Genomic DNA, 18,831 nt, shown 5'->3' on the forward strand with positions numbered 1-18,831 from the left:
CCCTCCCCGCGCCCCGAAAGGCCCACGTGAGCAACGCCGACGACGCCAGCGAAACCACCACCGGCGACGCCGACCTCGCCCGCCGGGCCGCCGAACTCGGCGCGCAGGTGGTGCGCAACCGGGACTGGCGCGGCGTCGCACGGGAGGACAAGGGCGGCGGCGACTTCGCCACCGCCGTGGACGTGGAGGCGGAGCGGGCCGTCCTTGGCCTGCTCCGCGCCGCCCGCCCGGACGACGCGTTCACGGCGGAGGAGAGCGGCCGCACCGGCGCGCCCGACGCCGCCCGCCGCTGGCTGGTCGACCCGCTGTGCGGGACGCTCAACTTCGCGGTCGGCACCCACCTGGTCGGCGTCAACGTCGCCCTCCAGGAGCACGGCCGGACGACCGCCGCCGCCACCGCCGACCCGTACACCGGGGAGACGTACTGGACGGACGGCGCCCGCGCCCGGCTGCGCCGCGACGGGGCGGACACCCCGCTGGAGCCGTCCCCGGAGTCCCGGCTGGTCGACCTCAACCTCGACCCGCCCTACCCGAACGCCCCCGCGCTGCGCGTCGCCCGCCTGCTCACCGACGCCGACTTCGAACGGGCCTTCCGCCCCCGGGTGGTGTCCAGCACCCTCGCGGTGGCCTGGGTCGCCGCCGGCCGCCGCGCCGGGTACGTGACGGACGGCCGACTCGAGGGCAGCGTCCACTTCGCGGCGGGCATCGCGCTCTGCGAGGCGGCCGGCTGCACCGTCACCGACCTGCGCGGCGGGCCGGTCCACCGCGGCGACGGCGGCCTGATCGCCGCGGCCGACGAACGGACCCACGCCCTCCTGCTCGACCTGATCACCCGTCAGGAGACCACCGGCGTACGCCGGTAAGCCCGCCACGCGCCCTGGCGGCGGCCCCCCGCCCCCGGCACGCTTGCACCGCGGCCGCACCCCGCGACCGCACCCCGCACCCGGATCCGCCCAACGGACCGATCCGCCCAACGGATCCGTCCCGCAGATCGATCCACGCAACGGATCCGCCCCACGGATCCACTCCGCGTCCGGGCCCGGGGGCCGCGACCGTCGAGCCGTCCGGAGGCCCGCATGGTGTTCCACAGCGACTACCCGCCCGTCGCCCCGCTCGACCTGCCGATCCACGCCGCCGTCCTGGACGGCTGCGCCACGGGCGAGCACGCCGACCGCCCGGCCCTGGTGGACGGGCTGACCGGACGCAGCGTCAGCTACCGGGAGCTGGAGGCGGGCAGCCGCCGGGTCGCCGCGGGCCTGGCCGAGGCGGGGGTCGCCCGGGGCGACGTGGTGGCGCTGTTCAGCCCGAACTCGATCGCCTACCCGCTGGCGTTCTACGCCACCACCCGCACCGGCGCGACGGTGACCCCGGTCAGCGCGCTGGCCACCGCGGGGGAGCTGGCCGACCAGCTGCGCGACTCCGGGGCCCGCTGGATCATCACCGTCGCCGCGTTCCTGCCGGTGGCCCGGCAGGCCGCCGCCGAGCACCCGGTCGCCGGGATCTTCGTCTGCGACGAGGCCGAGGGCCACCGCTCGCTGGCCGACCTGGCGGCGAGCTCCGCCCCGGAGCCCGCCCCGCCGATCGACCCGGCCGCCGACCTGGCGGTGCTGCCGTACTCCAGCGGGACGACCGGCCTGCCCAAGGGCGTGATGCTCACCCACCGCTCGGTGTCCACCAACCTCGCCCAGACCGACGCGCTGTTCGGCCCGGCCCCTGGCGAACGGGTGCTGGCGGTGCTGCCCTTCTTCCACATCTACGGCCTCGCGGCCCTCCTCAACCGCCCGCTGCGGGCCCGCGCCACCGTGGTCGTGCTGCCCCGCTTCGACCTGGAGCAGTTCCTGACCGCCATCCAGCGCCACCGGATCGAGGCGGTGTACGTGGCCCCGCCGATCGTCCTCGCGCTGGCCAGGCACCCGCTGGTCGACCGCTTCGACCTGTCCTCGGTGCGCTACGTGCTGAGCGCCGCCGCCCCGCTGGACGCCGAGCTGGCCGCCGCCTGCGCCCGCCGCCTGGGCCTGCCGCACCTGCTGCAGGGCTACGGCATGACCGAGCTGTCCCCGGTCACCCACGTCGTCCCGCCCGGCGACCCGAACCCGCCGGCCGGCACCGTCGGCCGCCTGGTCCCCGGCACCGAGCTGCGGATCCGCTCCCTGACGGCCCCGCACCACGACCTCGGCCCCGGCGAGGACGGCGAACTGCTGTTCCGCGGCCCGCAGGTGATGCGCGGCTACTTCGGCAGGGAGTCCGAGACCTCCGCGACCCTCGACCCGGACGGCTGGCTGCACACCGGCGACGTCGGCCACGTCGACGCCGACGGCTACCTGTTCGTGGTCGACCGGGTGAAGGAGCTGATCAAGTACAAGGGCTACCAGGTCGCCCCCGCCGAACTGGAGGCCGTGCTGCTCACCCACCCGAGCATCGCCGACGCCGCCGTGATCGGCGTCCACGACGCCCACGGCGCCGAGCACCCCAAGGCGTACGTGGTGCCCGCGTTCGGCTGCGAACTGGCCGAGCAGGAGGTGATCGAGTACGTGGCCCGCCGGGTCGCCCCGTACAAGAAGGTGCGCGAGGTGGAGTTCCTGGACGCGGTGCCGAAGTCCGCCAGCGGCAAGGTGCTGCGCCGCGAACTGCGGGCCAGGGCCGCGCAGCGGGGTGGGATCCCGGCCGGCGGTGCATAGGATCGGCATCCGGAGCCCGCCCGCGCCGACCAGGAGCCGCCGATGACGACCAGCGCCCCCGCCGCCCGCATGCCCCGGCAGGACCGCAGCCGCGCCACCCGCAGACGGCTGCTGGAGGCGGCGGTGGAGTGCCTGGCCGAGGTCGGCTGGAACGGCTCCACGGTGCTGGTGGTCGCCGAGCGGGCCGGCGTCACCCGCGGCGCCGCCCAGCACCACTTCCGCACCCGCGAGGACCTGTTCACCGCCGCCGTCGAGCACGTCGCCGCCGAGCGGCTGGCCGCCGCCCTGGCGCACGTCGAACAGCTGCCGCCGCCCGGGCCGGCCCGCACCGAGGCGGTGGTGGAGATGATCGTGCACCTCTACACCGGCCCGCTGTTCCGCGCCGCCCTGCACCTGTGGGTGGCCGCCGCCACCGAGGAGCCGCTGCGCAGCCGGATCACCGGCCTGGAGAACCACATCGGCCGGGAGGCGCACCGGGCCGCCGTCGAGTGCCTGGGCGCGGACGAGTCCGCCCAGGGCGTCCGGGAGACCGTCCAGGCCACCCTCGACCTGGCCCGCGGCCTGGGCCTGGCCAACCTGCTCACCGACGACGGGCCGCGCCGGGCCGGCGTGGTCCGCCAGTGGTCCCGGCTGCTGGACGCCGCGCTGGCGGGCTGAACCGGCCCGCACCTGCGGCCCGGACCGGGCCCCGACCGGCAGTTGGGAGTCACACCCTTGCCCGAACCGGTCCGGATCGAGCACACTCGCATCTTCGGTCCGACCGCCCGCACGACCACCAGTCGCCAGCGTGCGGCGGGCCGTGCAGTCTGGTGGAAGCCGGAACTACCGGCAGAACCGGGGAAGGTACCGGGCAGGTGGCCAACTGAGCACGCACGGGTTCGAACAGAAGCCCGGCCGCGACGCGGCGGGCGCCGCTTCCGCGCGCCTGGCCGGGCACCGCCTGGTCCCGCTGGCCACCGCCCTGGTCCAGGAGGACGGCCGGATCCTGCACTGGAGCCAGGAGGCCGAGGCGCTCACCGGCTGGCCCGCCGAGGAGGCGATCGGCGCCCACCCGGTCCGGCTGCTGCTGCCCGAGCAGGAGCGGGCCGCCGCCGAGAAGCTGTTCGACCGGCTGGTCGCCGGGCGCGGCTGGTCCGGCACCCACCCCGTGCGCCGCCGCGACGGCTCCACCGTCGAGCTGGAGTTCCACACCTACCCGGTGGCCGGCCCCGACGGCCGCCCGCTGCTGCTGGCCACCGCCTCCGACACCGACGCGCTGCACGAGGTCGAGTCCGACCTGGCCGTCCTGGACGGCTTCTTCGACCAGTCCCCGATCGGCCTCGCCGTCTACGACACCGACCTGCGCTTCGTCCGGCTGAACGAGGCGCTGGCCCGGATCAACGGCCTCAGCGCCGAGGAGCACCTCGGCCGCCGGATCTCCGCCGTGCTGCCCGGCATCAACGCCGCCGAGATCGAGAACGTGATGCGGCAGGTCATCGCCACCGGCAAACCGGTGGTCGACGCCCGCTCGTACGGGCGCGTCCCCGGCGACCCGCGCCGCGACCGGGCCTGGTCGGCGTCCTACTTCCGGCTGGAGGACTCCACCGGCAAGGTGCTCGGCGTCTCCTCCTCGATCATCGACGTCACCGAGCGCTTCCAGGCCGAGGCCCGCGCCTCCCGCGCCCAGGAGCGCCTCACCCTGCTCGCCGCGGCCGGAGCCCGGATCGGCACCACCCTCGACCTCAAGCGCACCGCCGAGGAGATGGTCGAGGCGATCGTCCCGAAGTTCGCCGACTTCGCCACCGTCGACCTGCTGGAGCCGGTGCTGCGGGGCGAGGAGCCCGCCCCGATCCAGCCCGAGCGGTCCATCCAGGTCCGCGCCGTCGCGGTCGGCGAGGCGTACGGCTCCGGGCTGACCACCGTCTCCGACACCGTCGGCGAGACCACCGAGTACGGCGCGCACCGGGTCTACACCCAGTGCCTGCGCAGCGGCCGCCCGCTGCTCAAGCCGCACGTCGACGAGGAGGTGCTGCGCGGCCTGGTGCCCGACCCGGACCGGGTCGCCTCCGGCGTCGCCGCCGGCATCCACTCCTACCTGCTGGTGCCGCTGATCGCCCGCGGCATGGTGCTCGGCGGCGCCGAGTTCGTCCGCACCCGCAACCCCGAGCCGTTCGGCGCCGCCGACGTCTCGCTCGCCGAGGAACTGGTCGCCCGCACCGCGCTGGCCATCGACAACGCCCGGCTCTACCGGCGCGAGCGGGAGACCGCCCTCACCCTGCAGCGCAGCCTGCTCCCGCAGGAGATCCACCGCACCCTCGGCCTGGAGATCGCCCACCGCTACCTGCCCTCCAGCGTGGTCAGCGAGGTCGGCGGCGACTGGTTCGACGTCGTCCCGCTGTCCTGCGGACGCGTCGCCCTGGTGGTCGGCGACGTGATGGGCCACGGCATCCGGGCCGCCGCCACCATGGGCCAACTGCGCACCGTCGCCCGCACCCTGGCCACCCTCGACCTGCCGCCCGAACAGGTCCTCGGCCGGCTCGACGAGACCGCCTCCGCGATCGGCGAGGGCCAGTTCGCCACCTGCGTGTGCGCCGTGTACGACCCGGTCGACCGCAGCGTGGTGGTCTGCTCGGCCGGCCACCTGCCGCCGGTCCGAGTCGACCCCGACGGCACCGCCCAGGTCATCGAGCTGCCGCCGGGCGTCCCGCTCGGCGTCGGCGGCGGCGGCTTCGAGTCGATCGAGTTCACCCTGCCGCCCGGCTCCACCTTCGCCCTTTACACCGACGGCCTGGTCGAGCGCCGCGGCCGCGACCTCGACGAGGGCATCGACCTGCTCGCCCGCACCCTCGCCGTCCCCGGCCGCACCCTGGAGGAGAGCTGCGACGCCGCGCTCTCCGCCCTGGTCACCGACGGGACCGAGGACGACATCGCCATGATCATGGCCCGCGTCCTGCCCGTCCCCGCCGACCGGATCGCCACCCTGCTGCTGCCCAGCGAGGGCCCGCTGCCCGCCCGCGCCCGCCGCTTCACCCGCGCCACCCTGGAGACCTGGGGCCTGTCCGGACTCACCGACTACGCCGAACTCGTGGTCAGCGAACTCGTCACCAACGCCCTGCTGCACGCCGACGCCCCGCGCCGGCTGCGGATCTTCCGCGACCGCACCCTCACCCTGGAGGTCTCCGACGCCGGCGGCCAGCCGCCCCGGCTGCGCAGCTCCGCCGAGGAGGACGAGGGCGGCCGCGGCATCCACCTGATCAGCGAGCTCGCGCACCGCTGGGGCAGCCGCCCCACCCGGCACGGCAAGGTGGTCTGGGCGGAGATCGAACTCCCGTACCGGGCGGGCTGACACCCGCCCGGGCGCCGACCGCTCGCCCGGACCGCGGAACTGACGGACAGTCGGAGGCAATCCCGCCACCGACCGAAAGGCCCCCCGTGCCCGTCCGCCTCCTCGCCGCCGCCGGCCTGCTCGCCCTCACCGCCGCCGCCCCGGCCACCGCCGCCGACGACCCCGCCGGCACCCCCGCCACGACCACGATCTCGATCACCGGCGCCGTCATCGACCCGAAGGTCCCCAGCCGGGCCCGGGTCACCCTCGCCTACACCTGCGCGCCCACCGACCGGCCCCGCTCGCTGAACACCTCCGTCGAGCAGACCGACCCCGACGACCCCGCCACCATCGCCTTCGGCTCCACCCGCACCTCGCCGACCCTGGTGGTCTGCGACGGCACCCCGCAGACCCAGACCGTCACCGTCCAGTCCAAGACCAGCAACTGGCTGCCCGGCCCCGACTCCGTGGTGATCACCACCCTCACCGACCTCGGCGCCACCCCGCCCGCCGCCGCCGACGCCCGCAGCATCCCGCTCGACCTGCCACCCGTCCCCTGACCCGACGTCAGCCGACCGGCCCACCCCCGGCGCGCCGCCCGCCCGCCGCCGCCCCCTCCTCCGAGACTGGACGCCGGACGGAAGGGAACCCGGATGACCCAGCCCACGACAGTCGGCGCCGCCACCGAGGAAGTGCGCCGCTGGCGGGCTCTCGCGGTGTGCCTGGTCGCCGGCTTCATGACCCTGCTCGACGTGTCGATCGTCAACGTCGCCCTGCCGTCCGTGCGCAGCGGACTGCACATGTCCGAGGCCGGACTCCAATGGGTGCTCTCCGGCTACTCGCTGGCCTTCGGGCTCGTCCTGGTCCCCGCCGGGCGGCTCGGCGACGCGATCGGCCGCCGCCCGGTCTTCCTGGCCGGCCTGGCCCTGTTCACCGCCACCAGCGCGCTGGCCGGCGCCGCCCAGGGGGAGAGCTGGCTGGTCGTCGCCCGGCTGCTGCAGGGCATGTCCGGCGGGCTGCTGGTCCCGCAGGTCTCCGGCTTCATCCAGCAGCTCTTCCGCGGCGCCGAACGGGCCCGCGCCTTCGGTCTGCTCGGCACCACCATCGGCTTCTCCACCGCCGTCGGCCCGCTGCTCGGCGGCCTGCTGATCGCCGCCTTCGGCACCGCCGAGGGCTGGCGCTGGGTCTTCTACGTCAACCTGCCGATCGGCCTCGCCGCCCTCCCGCTGGCCCGCCGCCTGCTGCCCGCCCCCACCCCCGACACCTGCGCCCGCCGCGACTTCGACCCGGTCGGCGTGCTGCTGCTCGGCGCCGGCACCGTCCTGCTGCTGCTCCCGCTGGTCCAGTCCCAGTGGCACGGCGCCCGCAAGTGGCTGCTGCTGGCCGCCGCCGCCCTGGTGCTGGCCGGGTTCGCCCGCTGGGAGGGCCACTACGCCCGCCACCGCGAGCCCCTGGTGCACCCCGCGCTGTTCCGCACCCGCTCCTTCACCTACGGCGCGCTGGTCTCGCTGCTCTACTTCGCCGGGTTCACCGCGGTCTTCTTCGTCTTCACCCTCTACCTGCAGTCCGGCCGCCACTACACCGCCCTCCAGGCCGGCCTGGCCATCACCCCGTTCGCGCTCGCCTCGGCGATCGCCTCCACCATCGGCGGCCGCCTGGTCACCCGCTACGGCCGCCGCCTGATCGCGGTCGGCCTGGCCACCGTCGCCGTCGGCCTCGCGCTCGCCGCCCTCACCGTGCACTTCTTCGACGGCCCCGGGATCGGCTGGGCCACCGCCCTGCCGCTCCTGCTGGCCGGCCTGGGCAGCGGCCTGGTGGTCTCCCCGAACCAGGCCCTCACCCTCAACGAAGTCCCCGTCGCCCGGGCCGGATCGGCCGGCGGCGTCCTGCAGACCGCCCAGCGGATCGGCTCCGCCGCCGGCATCGCCACCGTCGGAGCCACCTTCTTCGGCCACCTCCACACCCCCGCCGACTACCCCACGGCCTTCCAGCTCAGCCTCGCCGTCGTGCTCGCCTTCATCCTGCTCGCCCTCCTCGCCGCGGCCGAGCCCTTCACCAAGCGGCCCCGCGGGGAGTCCGGGGAACGGCGGGCCTGACCGGCGCGCAGCCGGCCAGGCCCGCCCGGCCTACCGCCCCGCCACGCCGAGGGCGGCCACCCGCAGCGCGCCGACCGGGTCGCCGACGGAGCTGACGGCGCGCCAGCCGACGAAGCCGTCGGGGCGGACCAGCACGGCGCCGCCCGGCCGCAGGCCGTAGACCGCGGGCCAGCCGCCCGGCCCCGCCGGACCCCGGCCGGCCGGGGCGTCGGGCACCGGCTCGGGGACGAGGTCGCCGCCCTCGCCGAGCAGCACGCAGCGGATCGGCACCCCGGTCTCCTCGGCCACCGCCCGCGCCGCCGCCGGCCACTGCTCCCCGCCCGCCGCGGGCGCCAGCAGCACGGGCTCGCGCACGAACAGGTCGAGCGTGGAGAGCCGGGCGCCGTCCCGGTCGCGCAGCCACAGGTGCGGGGCCCGGGTGCCGACCTCGCCGGTCGCGGCGAAGCGCTCCGGGATCACCCCGGCGGTGGCGTCCGCCCCGACCAGCGCGCCCTCGGTGTACCGGTAGCCGAGCGCCACCGCCAGCACGTTGGTGCGCGGCCCGCCCACCGGCGCCGCGTCGAAGCCGGGGTGCTGGTGCTCGACCGACCGTGCCGCGGCCCGGGCCGCGGTCTGCACGGCCACCGGCCGCCGCTCCGCCTCGTACGACTCCAGCAGGCGCGGCCCGCCCCAGCCGCCGAGCACCGCGGCCAGCTTCCAGGCCAGGTTGTGCGCGTCCTGGATGCCGGTGTTGGAGCCGAACGCCCCGGTCGGCGGCATCTCGTGGGCGGAGTCGCCGCACAGGAAGACCCGCCCGGTGCGGTACCGGTCGGCGACCCGCTCGGCGGCGTGCCAGGGCGCCCGGCCGGTGATCTCCACGTCCAGGTCGGGCACCCCGGCCGCGGCCCGGATGTGCGCCGTGCACCGGGCGTCGGTGAAGTCCTCGACGGCCTCGCCGCGCTCGGGGTGCCAGGGCAGGTGGAAGACCCACTGCTCGCGGTTGTCGACCGGCAGCAGCGCGCCCGCGCCGTCCGGGGCGGTCAGGTAGCAGGCGATGAAGCGCCGGTCGCCGACCACCTCGGCCAACCGCTTGGCCCGGAAGGTCACCGAGACGTTGTGGAACAGGTCGCCGCGCCCGGACTGCCCGATGCCCAGCCGCTCCCGGACGGGGCTGCGCGGCCCGTCCGCCGCGAGCAGGTAATCGGCCCGCACCTCCTGCTCCTCGCCGGTGGCCCGGTCCCGCAGCCGGGCCGTCACCCCGTCGGCGTCCTGGGCGAAGGAGAGCAGCTCGGTGTTGAACCGCACGTCGCCGCGTTCGGCGGCGTGCCGCAGCAGCACCGGCTCCAGGTCGTTCTGGCTGCACAGGCACCACGAGGACGGGCTGAACCTGGCCAGCCCCCCGCCGGGGTCGATCTCCCGGAACAGCCACTCCTGCTCCCCGCCGGAGAGCGTCTCGGCCTGCAGGATGCCGTGGTTGTCGGCCAGCACGGACGCCGCGTCCCGGACGTCCTGCTCGACGCCGGCACCCCGGAACAGCTCCATGGTGCGGAGGTTGTTCCCGCGGCCGCGCGGGTGCCGGGAGGTCTCGGCGTGCCGCTCCACCAGCAGGTGCGGCACGCCGAGCCGGCCGAGGAAGAGCGAGGCCGACAGCCCGACCAGCGAACCCCCCGCGATCAGGACCGGCACCCGGTCCGCCATCTGTGTGTTCATCAGCTCTGCTCCATCCGTGCGGGGCGCGGGATGCGCCAGACCCGACATCCATCCCCCGCCGCGGGCGGCCACGCAGGGTACGTCGCCCGGATGGCCGCGAAGTCTCGCGCCGCCCCCGCCCCGCCGTGACGATCGAGGGCGAACCGCCGCCCGCTCCGCCGACCGGCCCGGCCGCCCGAGGCCCGTCCACGAAACCGGCGAAGGGCCCTTCGTAACCGAACCGCGAACACGCCGCGGACCAACCGCGAACCGACGACAGGAACCGCCGACATGACCCTGCTCTCCGAACCCGAGGAGACCACCACCACGGGCCGGCCCACCCCGGGCCGGCTCCGCGTCATCCTGATGCTGGAGGTCTACGAAGGCGCCCAGGACCGCTTCCTGGACGCCTACGAGCTGCTGCGCTACCAGGTCTCGGCCGTCCCCGGCCACGTCAGCGACCAGCTCTGCCAGTCCATCGACGACCCGTCCCGCTGGCTGATCACCAGCGAGTGGGAGAGCGCCGAACCGTTCCTCGCCTGGGTCGACAGCCCCGCCCACCGCGAGATGGTCAAGCCGATGCACGGCTGCGTCCGCGACACCCGCTCGCTGCGCTACACCGTGCTGCGCGAGACCCACGGCACCACCGCCACCGACACCACCGTCCCACCGCTGCGCCCCGGCGAGCACCACCCCGGCGTCCCCGGCGTGCCGCGCCCCGGCCCGGACGGCGTGGTCCGGCACGCGCTCAGCTTCACCGTCAAGCCCGGCGCCGAGGCCAGGGCCGCCGAACTGCTGGCCGGCTACCGCTCCCCGCAGGCCCGGGTCGACGACACCACCCGCCTGCTGCGCACCTCGCTGTTCATGCACGGCAACCGGGTCGTGCGCTGCGTGGAGGTGGCCGGCGACCTGCCCACCGCGCTGCGGCACGTCGCCCGGCAGCCCGGGGTGCGGGCCGTCGAGGAGGCGCTCAACCCCTACCTGGAGGAGGACCGCGACCTGGACGACCCGCTCTCCGCCCGCGACTTCTTCCAGCGCGCCGCACTGCCCGCCGTCCACCACCACGCCGCCCTCCGGAGCGGCCCGGTGCAGCGGCACGCCTACCTGTACCCCGTCCGCCCCGGCGCCGGCGCGGCCCTCGCCGAGCTGCTGGCCGAGGAGGACGAGCACGCCGCCGCCGACCCCGGCGGCCCGCTGGTGCGCGCCACCGTCTACCGGCACGACGACCTGGTGGTCCGGCTGGTCGACCTGCTCACCGACCCCGCCGACGACCCGGCCGCCGCCCTCGGCCTGGCCGGCCCGCGCGCCGCCGCCGTCCTCGGCAAGCTCGCCGAACCCGCCGAGCGCACCCCCGACGGCCTGCGCCGCCTGCTCGCCGAGTGCTCGATGGCCCTCGTCACCGACCGCAGCTCGGCCGAGGACTGACCGGCCGCTCTCAGCCCCCCCCCGCACGCCCGCCACGAGAGGAACCCACCGTGACCACCGAGATGCCACGCATCGTCCACGTCGACGACGCGCCCCCCAACCGCAAGCGCGGCGGCGACCTGCGGGCCATGCTCACCCCGCCGGCGGTCGGCGCCACCAGCGGATTCATGGGCGTGGCGATCGTCGAACCGGGTGACCGGATCGGCGAGCACTACCACCCGTACTCCGAGGAGTTCGTGTTCGTGATCTCCGGCGAGCTGGAGGTCGACCTGGACGGCGTGCCGCAGCGGCTGCGGCCCGACGAGGGCCTGATGATCCCGATCGGGATGCGGCACCGCTTCCGCAACGTCGGCGCCACCCAGGCCCGGATGGTCTTCCACCTCGGGCCGCTCGCGCCGCGCCCCGAGCTCGGGCACGTCGACACCGAGGAGAGCGCCGCCGAGGCGGGACCGCCGGAACCGGCCGGGGCGGCCTCGTGACCCGCCGGGTCGCGGTGACCGGGATCGGCGTGGTCGCCCCCGGCGGCATCGGCGTCCCCCGGTTCTGGTCACTGCTCACCGAGGGCCGCACCGCCACCCGCGGCATCACCCTGTTCGACCCGGAGGGCTTCCGCTCCAGGATCGCCGCCGAGTGCGACTTCGACCCCGCCGCCCACGGCCTCACCCCCGAACAGACCGCCCGCAACGACCGGTACGTGCAGTTCGCGCTGGTCGCCGCCGCCGAGGCGGTCGCCGACGCCGGGCTCGACCCGGCGCGCGAGGACCCCTGGCGGATCGGCGTCTCGCTCGGCACCGCCGTCGGCGGCACCACCCGGCTGGAGCGCGACTACGTGCTGGTCAGCGGCCGCGGCGAACACTGGGACGTCGACCACGCCCCCGCCGCGCCGCACCTGGAGCGGGCCTTCTCCCCGTCCACCCTGGCCTCCGCCGTCGCCGAGCAGATCGGCGCCCACGGCCCCGTGCAGACCGTCTCCACCGGCTGCACCTCCGGCCTGGACGCCGTCGGCTACGCCGCCCTCGCCATCGAGGAGGGCCGCGCCGACGTGATCGTCGCCGGAGCCTGCGACTCGCCGATCTCCCCGATCACCGTCGCCTGCTTCGACGCCATCAAGGCCACCTCGGCCCGCAACGACGACGCCGAGCACGCCTCCCGCCCCTTCGATGCCGGCCGCGACGGCTTCGTGCTCGGCGAGGGCGGCGCCGTCCTGGTCCTGGAGGAGTGGGAGCACGCCGAGCGGCGCGGCGCCCGGATCTACGCCGAACTCGGCGGCTTCGCCACCTTCGGCAACGCGTACCACATGACCGGCCTCACCCAGGAGGGCCTGGAGATGTCCCGGGCCATCGACCGGGCCCTGGCCCACGCCGAACTCCCCGGCGAGGCCGTCGACTACGTCAACGCGCACGGCTCCGGCACCAAGCAGAACGACCGGCACGAGACCGCCGCCGTCAAGCGCTCGCTCGGCGAGCACGCCCGGCGCGTCCCGATGAGCTCCATCAAGTCGATGGTCGGGCACTCGCTCGGCGCGATCGGCGCCATCGAACTCGTCGCCTGCACCCTCGCCCTGCACCACGGCGTCGTCCCGCCCACCGCCAACTACACCGAGCCCGACCCCGAGTGCGACCTCGACTACGTCCCCCGCACCGCCCGCGAACTGCCGCTGCGCCACGTGCTGTCGGTCGGCAGCGGCTTCGGCGGCTTCCAGTCCGCGGTGGTGCTGAGCAGGGTGGAGGCGGCCGCATGAACCAACGCTGCGCGGTGATCACCGGAGTCGGCGTGGTCGCGCCCAACGGCATCGGCGCCGACGACTACTGGAAGGCCCTGTGCGAGGGCCGCTCGGCGCTCGGCCCGATCGACCGGGAGGGTTGCGAGAACCTGCCGCTCAAGGTCGCCGGCCTGGTCCGCGGCTTCGACGCCGAGGAGTACGTCGAACCGCGCTACCTCGTCCAGACCGACCGGTTCACCCACTTCGCCATGGCCGCGGCCGAACTCGCCATGGCCGACGCCGACCTGGCCGACCACCCCGACGACCCGTTCACCGTCGCCGTGGTCACCGCGGCCGGCTCCGGCGGTGGCGAGTTCGGCCAGCGCGAACTCCAGCACCTGTGGGCCGAGGGTCCGCACCACGTCGGCCCCTACCAGTCGATCGCCTGGTTCTACGCCGCCTCCACCGGCCAGATCTCCATCCGCGGCGGCTTCAAGGGCCCCTGCGGCGTGGTCGCCTCCGACGAGGCCGGCGGCCTCGACGCCCTCGCGCACGCCGCCCGGGCCGTCGCCCGCGGCACCGACGCCGTGCTGGCCGGCGCCGCCGAAGCCCCCGTCGCCCCCTACTCGATGGTCTGCCAGCTCGGCTACCCCGGACTGTCCACCACCGAGGACCCCGAACGCGCCTACCGCCCGTTCGGCAGCGACGCGGCCGGTTTCGTCCCCGCCGAGGGCGGCGCCATGTTCGTCGTCGAGGACGAGCACACCGCCCGCCTGCGCGGCGCCCGCCCCCGGGCCCGGATCGCCGGGCACACCGCGACCTTCACCGGCGCCGCCCGCTGGAGCGAGAGCCGCGAAGGACTCGCCCACGCGATCCGCGGCGCCCTCGCCGAAGCGCGCTGCGCCCCCGACGAGGTCGACGTGGTCTTCGCCGACGCACTCGGCGTCCCCGAGGCCGACCGCGCCGAGGCGCTCGCCCTCGCCGACGCCCTCGGCGACCACGCCGGGCGAGTCCCCGTCACCGCCCCCAAGGCCGGCCTCGGCCGCGCCCACTGCGGCGCCCCAGCGCTGGACGTCGCCGCCGCCGTGCTCGCCCTCGAACACGGCCTCGTCCCACCCACCCCGCACACCGCGGACTGCCCGCACGGCCTCGACCTGGTCACCGGCTACCCGCGCTCCGCCGAACTGCGCACCGCCCTGGTGCTCAGCCGCGGCCTGATGGGCTCCAACAGCGCCCTGCTGCTGCGCCGCCCCTGATCCGTCCCGAACCCCGAAGGAGCACCACATGTCCTCCGAGATCACCTACGAGGAACTCGCCACCCTGATCAAGACCCGGGCCGGCGTCGCGGTCACCGTCGACGAACTCGCCGACCCCGGCTGCATGTTCCTCGACCTGGGCGTCGACTCGCTCGGCGTGCTCGGCGTCCTCGCCGACGTGGAGAACCGCTACGGCGTCTCCATCGACTCCTCCGACCTGCTCGGCCGCCCCGTCGCCGAGTTCCTGCAGACCGTCAACTCCTCCGTGAAGGCTGGTGCCTGAGATGCCCGGACACACCGACAACACGATCGTCATCAACGCGCCCCTCGACCTGGTCTGGGACGTCACCAACGACCTGGAGAACTGGCCCCAGCTGTTCAGCGAGTACGCCTCCGTCGAGGTCCTCGACCGGCAGGGCCAGCTGGTCCGCTTCCGGCTCACCATGCACCCCGACGAGAACGGCCAGGTCTGGAGCTGGGTCTCCGAGCGCGAGACCGACCGCGACAAGCTCACCGTCCGGGCCCGCCGGGTCGAACCCGGCCCGTTCGAGTTCATGGAGATCCGCTGGGAGTACGAGGAGCACCCGCAGGGCACCAGCATGCGCTGGATCCAGGACTTCGCCATGAAGCCCACCGCCCCCGTCGACGACCAGGGCATGACCGACCGGATCAACCAGAACTCCAAGGTCCAGATGGAGCTGATCCGCGCCAAGGTCGAGCACCGCGCCGGAGCGACCGGATGAGCGAGCCGCACCGCACCCTGATCGTCGCCCGGATGAAGCCCGGCACCGCCGACCACATCGCCGGCGTCTTCGCCGACTCCGACCGCGGCGCCCTGCCCGGCCTGATCGGCGTCACCGGCCGCAGCCTGTTCCAGTTCGGCGACGTCTACCTGCACCTCATCGAGTCCGAACGCCCCGCCGGACCGGAGGTCGCCAGGTACGCCGCGCACCCCGAGTTCCGCGACGTCAGCGAACGCCTCGCGGTCTACGTCGACGCCTACGACCCGGCGACCTGGCGCAGCCCCAAGGACGCCATGGCGCACGAGTTCTACCGCTGGGACCGCTGAACCGCCGTACGCACGTACGCAGCAGGGAAGGGAGAGCCGCCGTGGCCGAGCGGACCGAACCGGCGGACTGGGTGCGCTGCGCAGGCTGCGGCGCCCTGGTCTACGGCAAACGCTGGACGCGCACCCTGCACGTGTGCCCCGACTGCGGGCACCACGGGCGGCTCACCGCCCCCGAGCGGCTCGAGCAGCTGCTCGACCCGGGCACCGCCGAGAGCATCGGACCGGTGCCCGCCCTGCACGACCCGCTCGGCTTCGTCGACAGCCGCCCCTACGCCGAACGCCTCGAACGGGCCCGCGCCGACACCGGCCTGCCCGAGGCCGTGCTGTGCGCCGCCGGCACGGTCGAGGGCCAGCCCTGCGTCGCCGCCGTGATGGACTTCCGCTTCCTCGGCGGCAGCCTCGGCTGCGCCGTCGGCGCCCTGATCACCCACGCCGCCCGCACCAGCCTGGAACGGCGCGTCCCGCTGGTGCTGGTCACCGCCAGCGGCGGCGCCCGGATGCAGGAGGGCGTGCTGTCGCTGATGCAGATGGCCAAGACCGCCCAGGCGATGGCCGAACTCGACGAGGCCGGCGTCCTCACCGTCTCGATCGTCACCGACCCCACCTACGGCGGCGTCGCCGCCTCCTTCGCCACCCTCGCCGACGTGATCCTCGCCGAACCCGGTGCCCGGATGGGCTTCGCCGGGCCGCGCGTCATCGAACAGACCACCGGCGAGAAACTGCCCGAGGGCTTCCAGACCGCCGAGTTCCTGCTCGCCCACGGCATGATCGACGACGTCGTCCCCCGGGTCGGCCTGCGCCCCGTCCTCGGCCGGCTGCTCGGCCTGCGCGCCGTCACCGGCCCGCTGCCGCCCGGCGACGGCGCCGCCATCCTGCGCGCCGCCGACGACCTGGTCGGCCGCGACCCCTGGCACAGCGTCCGGCTCGCCCGGCACCCCGAACGGCCCACCACCCTCGACTACGTCCGCCGCCTGGTCGACGACTTCCAGGAACTGCACGGCGACCGGCTCGCCGAGGACTGCCCCGCCATCGTGGCCGGCACCGGACGGCTGGCCGGCACCCCCGTCGTCCTGATCGGCCACCACAAGGGCGGCCCCGACCTGGGCGAGCGCCGCCGCCGCAACTTCGGCATGGCCCAGCCCTCCGGCTACCGCAAGGCCGCCCGGCTGATGCGGCTCGCCGCCAAACTCGGCCTGCCCGTCGTCACCCTGATCGACACCCCCGGCGCCAACCCCGGCCCCGAGGCCGAGACCGGCGGACAGGCCGCCGCCATCGCCGAGAACCTCCGGCTGATGGCCCGGCTGCCCGTCCCGATCGTCGCCGTGCTGATCGGCGAGGGCGGCAGCGGCGGCGCGCTCGCCCTGGCCGTCGCCGACCGGGTGCTGGTCTGCGCCAACGGCACCTACTCGGTGATCAGCCCCGAGGGCTGCGCCGCCATCCTGTGGAAGGACCCGCAGGCCGCCCCCGCGGCCGCCGCCTCGCTCCGGCTGCACCCCGGCGACCTGCTCAGCCTCGGCGTCGTCGACGGCATCGTCCCCGAACCGCCGGCCGGCGCCCACCAGGACCACGCCGCCGCCGCCGACCTGCTGGAGGCCGCCGTCACCGCGGCCCTGCACGAACTGATCCCCTGGGACCCGGACCGGCTGCGCGCCGACCGCCGGGCCCGCTTCCACCGCTACGGCACCGACACCGGCGCGGCCGCGGCAGATTGGAGCCAGCCATGACCGTCGAGGTGAAGCACGAGGCCCAGCGCGGCCGGATCACCCTGACCGGCGACGGCGCCGCCACGGACCCGGTCGCCGACCTCACCGCGCTGTGCCGCAGCATCGCCGAACTCGCCCGCACCACCACCCGGCCGCCCAGCCGGATCCGGCTCGAACACCTGGGCACCGCCGTCGAGGTCGAATGGCCGGTCGGGGAGCAGCAGGTCGTCACGGCCGCTCCCCCCGCGGCGGACGAACCGCTCGACGAGGGCACCGCCCGGCACGTGCGCGCGCCGATGGTCGGCACCTTCTACCGCTCGCCCGAGCCCGGCGCGCCGCCGTTCGTCAGCGTCGGCGACACCGTGGCGGTCGGCCAGCCGATCGGCATCCTCGAAGTGATGAAGATGATGAGCCCCGTCGAGGCCGACACCGCCGGGCGGGTGGTGGAGATCCTGGCCGAGGACGGCACGCCCGTCGAGTTCCAGCAGCGGCTGATCGCCGTCGAGCCGGCCTGAGGGGGCGGCGTGTTCTCCACCGTGCTGATCGCCAACCGCGGCGAGATCGCCCTGCGGATCGCCCGCACCTGCCGGGAGATGGGCATCCGCACCGTCGCCCTGTACTCCACCGCCGACCGCGACTCGGCGGTGGTCCGCTTCGCCGACCGCGCCGTCCACCTCGGACCGGCCGCCGCCAGGCTCAGCTACCTGCACATCCCCTCCATCGTCGAGGCCGCCAAGCTCACCGGCGCCGAGGCCGTCCACCCCGGCTACGGCTTCCTCTCCGAGGACCCCGACTTCGCCGAGATCTGCGAGGCCAACGGCCTGACCTTCATCGGCCCGCCGCCGCGCGTCATGGAGCAGCTCGGCGACAAGGCCGTCGCCCGCCGCCTGATGGGCGAGGCCGGACTGCCCGTGCTGCCCGGCTCGGCCGGCGCCGTCCGCAGCCCCGCCGAGGCCCGCGCCACCGCCGCCCGGGTCGGCTACCCCGTCATCCTCAAGGCGGTGGCCGGCGGCGGCGGACGCGGCATGGCCGTGGTCCGCGACGACGCCGACCTGGCTGGCGCCTACCAGGAGACCCGGGCCCACGCCCGCGCCGTCTTCGGCGACGAACGGCTCTACCTGGAACGCTACGTGGACGGCGCCCGGCACATCGAGGTCCAGGTGCTCTGCGACAGCCACGGCAACGCCGTCCACCTCGCCGAACGCGACTGCTCCGTGCAGCGCCGCCACCAGAAGCTGATCGAGGAGTCCCCGGCGCCCAACCTGCCCGACCCGCTGCGCCGCGAGATCTGCGCCGCCGCCGTCCGCGGCGCGCTCGCCGTCGGCTACGTCGGCGCCGCCACCTTCGAGTTCGTGCTCGCCCCCGACGCCTCCTTCTACCTGATGGAGGTCAACTGCCGGCTCCAGGTCGAGCACCCCGTCACCGAGATGGTCACCGGCATCGACCTGGTCCGCGAACAGCTCACCATCGCCGCCGGTGAACCGCTCACCCTGCGCCAGGACGCCGTCCGGCCGCGCGGCGCCGCCGTCGAGGCCCGGGTCAACGCCGAGGACCCCGACCGCGGCTTCCTGCCCACCCCCGGGCTGCTCACCGAGTTCGTCCCGCCCGGCGGCCCGTTCGTCCGGGTCGACACCCACGCCTACCCGGGCTGGCTGATCGGCCCCGACTACGACTCGCTGCTGGCCAAGACCGTCGCCTGGGCGCCCGACCGCGAACAGGCGATCGCCCGGCTCGACCGGGCCCTCGGCGAGTTCCGGATCGACGGCCCCACCGTCCGCACCACCACCGGCTACCTGCGCCGCACCCTCGCCGACCCGCGCTTCCGGGCCGGCCGGCACACCACCGGGCTGGTCGCCGAGATGGCCGCCGAGGAAGCCGCCGCGCACTGACCCGGACGTGACGGAAGGGGCTGCCCGGAACGCTCCGGGCG

The 18,831-nt window shown here is 75.4% G+C and carries 17 protein-coding genes; 16 read left to right on the top strand and 1 reads right to left on the bottom strand.

Annotated features, from left to right (window positions below; all coding sequences use genetic code 11):
* The first annotated feature begins 26 nt into the window (after positions 1-26).
* The 6 genes from EDD39_RS35585 (at position 27) to EDD39_RS35610 (ending at position 8,078) form a co-directional block, all read left to right on the top strand.
* On the top strand, positions 27-863 hold the full coding sequence (locus EDD39_RS35585) for an inositol monophosphatase family protein (RefSeq protein WP_123563718.1): 837 nt from the start codon (positions 27-29) through the stop codon (positions 861-863).
* 213 nt (positions 864-1,076) lie between these two features.
* Positions 1,077-2,678: a 4-coumarate--CoA ligase family protein gene (locus EDD39_RS35590; protein WP_167518098.1), complete on the top strand. Its 1,602-nt coding sequence runs from the start codon at positions 1,077-1,079 to the stop codon at positions 2,676-2,678.
* 42 nt (positions 2,679-2,720) lie between these two features.
* Positions 2,721-3,335 (top strand): TetR/AcrR family transcriptional regulator, encoded by a 615-nt coding sequence (locus EDD39_RS35595; protein WP_123563719.1) that lies wholly within the window; start codon positions 2,721-2,723, stop codon positions 3,333-3,335.
* A gap of 142 nt (positions 3,336-3,477) precedes the next feature.
* Complete coding sequence (locus EDD39_RS35600) at positions 3,478-6,003, top strand: SpoIIE family protein phosphatase (protein WP_123564071.1); 2,526 nt, start codon at positions 3,478-3,480, stop codon at positions 6,001-6,003.
* 86 nt (positions 6,004-6,089) lie between these two features.
* Positions 6,090-6,542 carry a hypothetical protein gene (locus tag EDD39_RS35605; RefSeq protein WP_123563720.1) on the top strand — a complete coding sequence of 151 codons (453 nt, stop codon included), beginning with the start codon at positions 6,090-6,092 and terminating at the stop codon, positions 6,540-6,542.
* 93 nt (positions 6,543-6,635) lie between these two features.
* A complete protein-coding gene (locus EDD39_RS35610) occupies positions 6,636-8,078 on the top strand; it encodes an MFS transporter (RefSeq protein ID WP_123563721.1) in 1,443 nt (480 codons plus the stop codon).
* Between the two features lie 30 nt (positions 8,079-8,108).
* Here EDD39_RS35610 and EDD39_RS35615 read toward each other — a convergent pair whose 3' ends face one another.
* Positions 8,109-9,767 (bottom strand): FAD-dependent oxidoreductase, encoded by a 1,659-nt coding sequence (locus EDD39_RS35615; protein ID WP_123563722.1) that lies wholly within the window; start codon positions 9,765-9,767, stop codon positions 8,109-8,111.
* 270 nt (positions 9,768-10,037) lie between these two features.
* On the opposite strand from EDD39_RS35615, the gene EDD39_RS35620 reads away from it, so the two are divergent.
* From EDD39_RS35620 to EDD39_RS35665, 10 genes are read left to right on the top strand one after another with little or no spacing between them, the layout of a single operon-like run.
* Positions 10,038-11,171 (top strand): SchA/CurD-like domain-containing protein, encoded by a 1,134-nt coding sequence (locus EDD39_RS35620; RefSeq protein ID WP_123563723.1) that lies wholly within the window; start codon positions 10,038-10,040, stop codon positions 11,169-11,171.
* 50 nt (positions 11,172-11,221) lie between these two features.
* The gene (locus EDD39_RS35625; RefSeq protein ID WP_123563724.1) at positions 11,222-11,650 is read left to right on the top strand and encodes a cupin domain-containing protein; all 429 of its coding nucleotides are present in this window, start codon (positions 11,222-11,224) and stop codon (positions 11,648-11,650) included.
* On the top strand, positions 11,647-12,912 hold the full coding sequence (locus EDD39_RS35630; protein ID WP_123563725.1) for a beta-ketoacyl-[acyl-carrier-protein] synthase family protein: 1,266 nt from the start codon (positions 11,647-11,649) through the stop codon (positions 12,910-12,912). Before EDD39_RS35625 ends, EDD39_RS35630 begins: the two co-directional genes overlap by 4 nt.
* On the top strand, positions 12,909-14,129 hold the full coding sequence (locus EDD39_RS35635; protein WP_123563726.1) for a beta-ketoacyl synthase N-terminal-like domain-containing protein: 1,221 nt from the start codon (positions 12,909-12,911) through the stop codon (positions 14,127-14,129). The genes EDD39_RS35630 and EDD39_RS35635 overlap by 4 nt, the downstream gene beginning before the upstream one ends.
* 28 nt (positions 14,130-14,157) lie before the next feature.
* A complete protein-coding gene (locus EDD39_RS35640; protein ID WP_123563727.1) occupies positions 14,158-14,412 on the top strand; it encodes an acyl carrier protein in 255 nt (84 codons plus the stop codon).
* Between the two features lies 1 nt (position 14,413).
* On the top strand, positions 14,414-14,872 hold the full coding sequence (locus tag EDD39_RS35645) for an SRPBCC family protein (protein ID WP_123563728.1): 459 nt from the start codon (positions 14,414-14,416) through the stop codon (positions 14,870-14,872).
* Positions 14,869-15,198: a TcmI family type II polyketide cyclase gene (locus EDD39_RS35650; protein ID WP_123563729.1), complete on the top strand. Its 330-nt coding sequence runs from the start codon at positions 14,869-14,871 to the stop codon at positions 15,196-15,198. The genes EDD39_RS35645 and EDD39_RS35650 overlap by 4 nt, the downstream gene beginning before the upstream one ends.
* A 41-nt stretch (positions 15,199-15,239) precedes the next feature.
* Positions 15,240-16,922, top strand: coding sequence for an acetyl-CoA carboxylase, carboxyltransferase subunit beta (gene accD, locus EDD39_RS35655; RefSeq protein ID WP_123563730.1), 1,683 nt, complete (start codon positions 15,240-15,242; stop codon positions 16,920-16,922).
* The gene (locus EDD39_RS35660) at positions 16,919-17,416 is read left to right on the top strand and encodes an acetyl-CoA carboxylase biotin carboxyl carrier protein (RefSeq protein ID WP_123563731.1); all 498 of its coding nucleotides are present in this window, start codon (positions 16,919-16,921) and stop codon (positions 17,414-17,416) included. The genes accD and EDD39_RS35660 overlap by 4 nt, the downstream gene beginning before the upstream one ends.
* A gap of 9 nt (positions 17,417-17,425) precedes the next feature.
* Positions 17,426-18,790: an acetyl-CoA carboxylase biotin carboxylase subunit gene (locus EDD39_RS35665; protein WP_123563732.1), complete on the top strand. Its 1,365-nt coding sequence runs from the start codon at positions 17,426-17,428 to the stop codon at positions 18,788-18,790.
* Positions 18,791-18,831: the final 41 nt, after the last annotated feature.

Source organism: Kitasatospora cineracea (genome assembly GCF_003751605.1).
Taxonomy (GTDB): domain Bacteria; phylum Actinomycetota; class Actinomycetes; order Streptomycetales; family Streptomycetaceae; genus Kitasatospora; species Kitasatospora cineracea.

What these genes read in the sequence shown, in the direction of transcription:
- EDD39_RS35595 (WP_123563719.1), top strand. Translation starts at nt 2,721, where the DNA reads ATGACGACCAGCGCCCCCGCCGCCCGCATGCCCCGGCAGGACCGCAGC.
- EDD39_RS35620 (WP_123563723.1), top strand. Translation starts at nt 10,038, where the DNA reads ATGACCCTGCTCTCCGAACCCGAGGAGACCACCACCACGGGCCGGCCC.
- EDD39_RS35635 (WP_123563726.1), top strand. Translation starts at nt 12,909, where the DNA reads ATGAACCAACGCTGCGCGGTGATCACCGGAGTCGGCGTGGTCGCGCCC.
- EDD39_RS35650 (WP_123563729.1), top strand. Translation starts at nt 14,869, where the DNA reads ATGAGCGAGCCGCACCGCACCCTGATCGTCGCCCGGATGAAGCCCGGC.
- EDD39_RS35610 (WP_123563721.1), top strand. Translation starts at nt 6,636, where the DNA reads ATGACCCAGCCCACGACAGTCGGCGCCGCCACCGAGGAAGTGCGCCGC.
- EDD39_RS35645 (WP_123563728.1), top strand. Translation starts at nt 14,414, where the DNA reads ATGCCCGGACACACCGACAACACGATCGTCATCAACGCGCCCCTCGAC.
- EDD39_RS35660 (WP_123563731.1), top strand. Translation starts at nt 16,919, where the DNA reads ATGACCGTCGAGGTGAAGCACGAGGCCCAGCGCGGCCGGATCACCCTG.
- EDD39_RS35640 (WP_123563727.1), top strand. Translation starts at nt 14,158, where the DNA reads ATGTCCTCCGAGATCACCTACGAGGAACTCGCCACCCTGATCAAGACC.
- EDD39_RS35615 (WP_123563722.1), bottom strand. Translation starts at nt 9,767, where the DNA reads ATGAACACACAGATGGCGGACCGGGTGCCGGTCCTGATCGCGGGGGGT.
- EDD39_RS35590 (WP_167518098.1), top strand. Translation starts at nt 1,077, where the DNA reads ATGGTGTTCCACAGCGACTACCCGCCCGTCGCCCCGCTCGACCTGCCG.